7 protein-coding genes are annotated in these 5,224 nt (G+C 69.4%); 6 read left to right on the top strand and 1 reads right to left on the bottom strand.

What is annotated here, in order from left to right:
• Window positions 1–183, bottom strand: a 183-nt coding sequence (locus U4E84_RS16150) for a hypothetical protein (RefSeq protein ID WP_322533140.1), incomplete at its 3' end; no start/stop codon positions are given.
• Here U4E84_RS16150 and U4E84_RS16145 point away from each other — a divergent pair.
• From U4E84_RS16145 to U4E84_RS16120, 6 genes are all read left to right on the top strand, one after another.
• Entirely contained in the window at window positions 172–906 is a 735-nt protein-coding gene (locus U4E84_RS16145; RefSeq protein WP_322533139.1) for a hypothetical protein, read from the top strand. The two genes, U4E84_RS16150 and U4E84_RS16145, sit on opposite strands and share 12 nt — an antisense overlap.
• Window positions 907–995: 89 nt before the next feature.
• Window positions 996–2,180, top strand: coding sequence for a 5-(carboxyamino)imidazole ribonucleotide synthase (purK, locus tag U4E84_RS16140; protein ID WP_322533138.1), 1,185 nt, complete (start codon window positions 996–998; stop codon window positions 2,178–2,180).
• A gap of 52 nt (window positions 2,181–2,232) precedes the next feature.
• Window positions 2,233–2,841 (top strand): 5-(carboxyamino)imidazole ribonucleotide mutase, encoded by a 609-nt coding sequence (gene purE / locus U4E84_RS16135; RefSeq protein WP_322533137.1) that lies wholly within the window; start codon window positions 2,233–2,235, stop codon window positions 2,839–2,841.
• 259 nt (window positions 2,842–3,100) lie between these two features.
• The gene (locus U4E84_RS16130; RefSeq protein ID WP_322533136.1) at window positions 3,101–3,520 is read left to right on the top strand and encodes an NADH-quinone oxidoreductase subunit A; all 420 of its coding nucleotides are present in this window, start codon (window positions 3,101–3,103) and stop codon (window positions 3,518–3,520) included.
• Window positions 3,517–4,215, top strand: a complete 699-nt coding sequence (locus U4E84_RS16125; RefSeq protein WP_322533135.1) for an NADH-quinone oxidoreductase subunit B — start codon at window positions 3,517–3,519, stop codon at window positions 4,213–4,215. Before U4E84_RS16130 ends, U4E84_RS16125 begins: the two co-directional genes overlap by 4 nt.
• The coding region (locus U4E84_RS16120) for an NADH-quinone oxidoreductase subunit C (RefSeq protein ID WP_322533134.1) at window positions 4,212–5,224 on the top strand (1,013 nt) is incomplete at its 3' end. The genes U4E84_RS16125 and U4E84_RS16120, both read left to right, overlap by 4 nt.

The raw sequence follows: 5,224 nt of genomic DNA, 5'->3' as shown, positions 1-5,224 counted from the left end.
CGTGTTGCGCTCCGGGATCGACGAGCCGGCGCGGATCCGGGAGATTCGGGCGTCGATCGCGTAGGTCCGCGGTCCGCCGAAGCCGCTCGCGTGACCTCCGGGCGCCGGACGCCGGTCGGGCGTTCCCTCCCGACCCGAACCGATTAACCCCTTGTGGCGCCCAGATCGGTCGTGACCACCCACGCCGACCTCGGACTCGACCTCGACGCGCGCGACACGGACGCGGTCGCCGACCGGCGGGACGAGCTCGTCGCCGCGGTCCGCGACCACGCCGGGACGATCGCCTACCAGCTCGCGAGGCTTCAGGGGGGCGACTACGGCCGGCGGGAGCTGTCGACGCCGGGCGGGACGTGGACCGTCAAACACGAGGCCGGGGAGCTGGAGTTCCTGCTGTTCTCGCCGAAATCGGGATCCGACGTGTACGTCATCTCGACGAAACAACCGCCGGACCCGTCCGACCTCGCGGCCGCGCTCGACGACTACGCGGAGTTCGTCGCCGCCTGGAACGAGTACGTCGCGTCGCTGTCGGGCGTCCTCGACGACGTGAGCGCCGAGTTCCCCGAGCCGGTCTCGACCGACGGGGTCGTCGCCGAGCGGGACCGCGTGCTGGACGCGGTCCGCGACGCCTGCTCCGTCATGGCCGGCGAGATCCATCGCTACGAGGGCGACGACTACGGGACCTACACCGCCCGCGTCGACGGCGACCGCTGGGAGCTGAAGTGGGAGGAGGGAACCGTCTCGTACCTCCGGGTCGGCGGCTCCGGCGGGCTCTACCTCCTCTCGCAGTACGAGGCGCCCTCCGCGGCCGACGTGCGCAAGTACGCGGAGCCGTTCCGCGGCTTCGTCGAGGCGTACAACGAGTTCGTGGCGGAGCTGGAGAGCGACCTCGCGGCGGTCGAACTGTGAGCGGGAGAATCCACTGACACTGCACGATCGTGGCTATTTAATCGTTCGATGTGGGAATATTTATGCACTAACGTCCGGTATCGCCGCGCATGACGATCACGCTGCCGGGACCGACGCTCGGCGTCGTCGGCGGGGGACAGCTCGGTCGGATGATGGGCGAGGCGGTCGCGCGGCTCGGCGTCGAGGTCGTCGTGCTGGACCCGACGCCCGACTGTCCGGCCGCCCCCGTCGCGAGCGATCAGATCGTCGGCGACTTCGACGACGCCGACGCGGTCCACGAGCTGGCGAGCCGCGTCGACGCGCTCACCTTCGAGATCGAGCTGGCCGACCCGGAGCTGCTGGCCGAGGCGAGCGCGGAACACGACGTGCCGGTGCAGCCGGACCCAGCCACCCTCGAGACGATCCAGGACAAGCTCGTCCAGAAGGAGGCGCTCGCGGACGCCGGCGTCCCCGTCCCCGAGTTCGTCGCGGTCGCGACCGCGGAGGGGCTCGAGCGCGTCGTCGAGGAGTTCGGCGGCGTCATGCTGAAGGCGCGCGAGGGCGGGTACGACGGCCGAGGGAACGTGCCCGTCGACGACCCCGCGGACGCGGCCGCCGCGCTCGAGGAGGTCGGCGGGAACGCGATGGCGGAGGAGTTCCTCGACTTTGAGCGCGAGATCGCCGTGATGGGCCTGAAGGGCGCCGACGGCGAGACGCGGACCTACCCCGTCACGGAGACGATCCACCGCGAGGAGATCCTCCGCGAGAGCGTCGCGCCCGCCCGCGCCGACGACGCGGTCGCCGCGGAGGCGGAGTCGGTCGCTCGCGACGTGCTCGACCTCCTTGACGGCCGGGGGGTCTACGGGATCGAGCTGTTCGAGACCCGCGAGGGAGAGGTGCTGGTCAACGAGATCGCGCCGCGCCCCCACAACTCCGGCCACTGGACGATCGAGGGCGCGCGCACCTCGCAGTTCGAGAACCACGTCCGGGCCGTCCTCGGCTGGCCGCTCGGCCCGACCGACCTCGTCGCGCCCGCGGTCACCGCGAACGTGCTCGGCGACGTGGAGGAACCCGGACCCGCCGCGCTCCGCGACGTCGAGAGCGTCCTCGCGGCGCCCGACGCCGACCTCCACTGGTACGGGAAAGACGACGTGCGCCCCCTCCGGAAGATGGGCCACCTGACCGCCACCCCAGACGCCGGCGGTTCGGAGGCCGACGACGCGGACGCCGACCGCGACGCCCTCCTCTCGCGGGCCCGGAAGCTCCGCGACGGGCTGACGTTCCGGGGCGCCTGACTCCCGGGTCGCATCCGGCACTTCCTTATCGGCCTCCGCCGAATCCACGTCCATGACCACGGTGCAGGACCTGATCGACCGACTCGAAGCGGAAGCCGACGCGGACGCCGACCCCGAGACGACTCCCGACGTCGGGATCGTCATGGGATCCGACTCGGACCTCCCCGTCATGGAGGGCGCGTACGAGGCGCTCGACGACCTCGGCTTCGCGGAGCAGACCGACTTCGACGAGGCGCCGGACGCCCGCTTCACCTACGAGAGCTACGTCGTCTCCGCGCACCGCACGCCGGAGCTCATGTACGCCTACGGCAAGACGGCCGGCGCCCGCGGGCTCGACGTGGTGATCGCCGGGGCGGGCGGGAAGTCCGCCGACCTCCCGAACATGACCGCGTCGATCGCGTACCCGGTCCCCGTCATCGGCGTCCCGGTCCAGGAGAAGTCGGTCGCCTCCGTGATCGGGATGCCGACCGGCGCGCCGATCGTCGCCGTCGACGCCGGGAAGTCGTACAACGCCGCCCTCTCGGCGGCGCAGGTGCTCGCGCGCGAACACGAGGCCGTCGAGGAGCGGCTGGTCGACCTCCACGACGGACAGAAAGCGGACGTCGCCGGCGTCTCGGCCGCCCTCCACGACCTCGGGCTCGACGGGTTCCGCGAGCGGTAACGGACGTCGCTCCGGCGGCCGTCCCGGAGGTCCGTCCGTCGGGATGATCCCGCCCCCGTCCCGGCCTCGTCGGGATCGCCCCGTGCTCGATTCGCGGTGCTCGCCGCCGACCCGCTCGCCGGATCGGATCGACGGCTGCCCGTTCGTTCGCCGTCGCTTCGACCGCGAACGGTCGATATCGGCCCGCACGCCCGCGGGCGCACAAGACTCAACGCTTATGAGGGGGCGGTCCAAACTCAGGCACGTTACGGAGACCTATATGAGCGATTGGATAGCGATAGGCGCCTTGGCGGCCGTCGGCCTCTTCATCCCGATCGGGATGATGACCGTGTCGGCGTTGCTCCGCCCGAGCGTGCCTGAGACCGGCAAGAGAACCACCTACGAGTCCGGCGAGACCCCGACGGGCGGGACGCGGATCCGGTTCAACATCCAGTACTACATGGTCGCGTTGTTGTTCGTCGTGTTCGACATCGAGACCGTGCTGCTGTTCCCGTGGGCCGTCATCTACCGTCCGGCGATCGAGGCCGGCGTCCCGATGATCGACCTGCTGTGGCCGATGTTGGCCTTCGTCGGAATCCTCGCGATCGGACTCGTCTGGGCGTGGCGGTCGGGGGCGATCAGCTGGGCCCGCAGCCCCCGCGCGACCAGCAGAAAGACGACGGAGGACATCAACCAATGAGCAGCGATCAACCGTTCATCACCGACGAATCGCGAGTCGTGACCGAGACCCGAGACGCCCGGATGACCGGGCAGGGTGACCGGTTCAACTCCCGGCTGCGCGAGGCGTTCGGCTCCTCGCCGTTCATCCTCACCAAGTTCGACAAGTTCCTGAACTGGTGTCGCGGCTCCTCCATGTTCATGCTGCAGTTCGGCATCGCCTGCTGCAGCATCGAGATGATGCACACCTACGCGGTGAAACACGACCTCGACCGGTTCGGGAGCGGGGTCCCTCGCGCCTCGCCGCGGCAGGCGGACGTGATGATCGTCCCCGGAACGATCGTCTCGAAGTTCGCCCCGCGGATGAAGCGCGTGTACGACCAGATGCCCGAGCCGAAGTTCGTCGTCGGCATGGGCTCGTGTACCATCTCCGGCGGCCCGTTCCAGGAGGGGTACAACGTGATCAAGGGCGCCGAGGAGGTCATCCCGATCGACATCCACGTCCCCGGCTGTCCGCCCCGCCCCGAGGCGCTCGTCTACGGCGTCGTGAAGCTGCAGGAGCGCGTCGCCAACGGGGAGGCCGCGCCCGTGACCGTCAAGCCGTACGAGCTCGAGGAGTTCTCCGACCTCGAACGCGACGAGCTCGTCGAGAAGCTCACCGACCAGATCGACGAGGACGAACTCGTCATGCGGTACAACTTCGCTGATTCACCATGAGCCTCGAACGACCGGACACCGTCGACGACGGCGCCGTCGAGCGCGCCCCCGACGAGCTGGAGGCGCTCCTCGGCGACCTCGTCGTCGACCGCGACGACCATCTGAACGCGCCCGGGTTCGTCATCCGCCCGGACGCCGTCCAGGAGACGCTCTCGATCCTGAAACAGCAGGCGGGATACGACCACCTCTCGGTGGTCACCGCCCAGGAGTACGAGAACCGCTACGAGTCGATCTACCACCTGAAGAAGTTCGACGATCCGACCCAGGAGGTCAGCGTCGTCGTCCCCGCCGACAAGGACGACCCCGTCTCGGAGTCGGCCGAGCCCGTCTTCCGCACCGCCGACTGGCACGAGCGGGAGGCGTACGACCTGATCGGCATCGAGTACACCGACCACCCGGACCTGCGCCGGATACTGCTGCCGGAGACGTGGCAGGGTCACCCCCTGTCGATGGACTACGACAAGGACCGGCCGCAGATCGCCACCCTGCCGGAGCACGCGAACCCGCTGCAGGAACACTACAGGGACTCGGAGTCCGACACGATGTTCCTCAACATCGGGCCGCACCACCCGGCGACCCACGGCGTCCTCCACCTGAAGACGATCCTCGACGGCGAGCAGGTCGTCGACGTCGAGCCCGACATCGGCTACCTCCACCGCTGTGAGGAGCAGATGGCGCAGTCCGGGACGTACCGCCACCAGATCATGCCGTACCCGGACCGCTGGGACTACATCTCGGCGGGGCTGCTCAACGAGTGGGCGTACGCCCGCGCGGCCGAGGACCTCGCGGACATCGAGGTGCCGGAGTACGCGCAGGTCATCCGCACGATGGGCGCGGAGATGTGCCGTATCGCCGCGCACATGCTCGCGCTCGCGACGTTCGCGCTCGACATCAACGGCGACTTCACGGCGACGTTCATGTACGCCATCAACGACCGCGAGCGCGTCCAGAAGCTCCTGGAGGACCTGACGGGCCAGCGGCTGATGTTCAACTACTTCCGGCTCGGCGG

This window comes from Halorubrum sp. AD140 (assembly GCF_034497445.1).
Classification (GTDB): Archaea; Halobacteriota; Halobacteria; order Halobacteriales; family Haloferacaceae; genus Halorubrum.
Note: the sequence above shows the minus strand (reverse complement) of the source record. Positions and strands in the feature narration are given on the sequence as shown.

Bases quoted from the DNA above. Each gene is read 5' to 3' on its own strand.
- purK (WP_322533138.1), top strand. From the start codon at position 996: ATGACGATCACGCTGCCGGGACCGACGCTCGGCGTCGTCGGCGGGGGA.
- purE (WP_322533137.1), top strand. From the start codon at position 2,233: ATGACCACGGTGCAGGACCTGATCGACCGACTCGAAGCGGAAGCCGAC.
- U4E84_RS16130 (WP_322533136.1), top strand. From the start codon at position 3,101: ATGAGCGATTGGATAGCGATAGGCGCCTTGGCGGCCGTCGGCCTCTTC.
- U4E84_RS16125 (WP_322533135.1), top strand. From the start codon at position 3,517: ATGAGCAGCGATCAACCGTTCATCACCGACGAATCGCGAGTCGTGACC.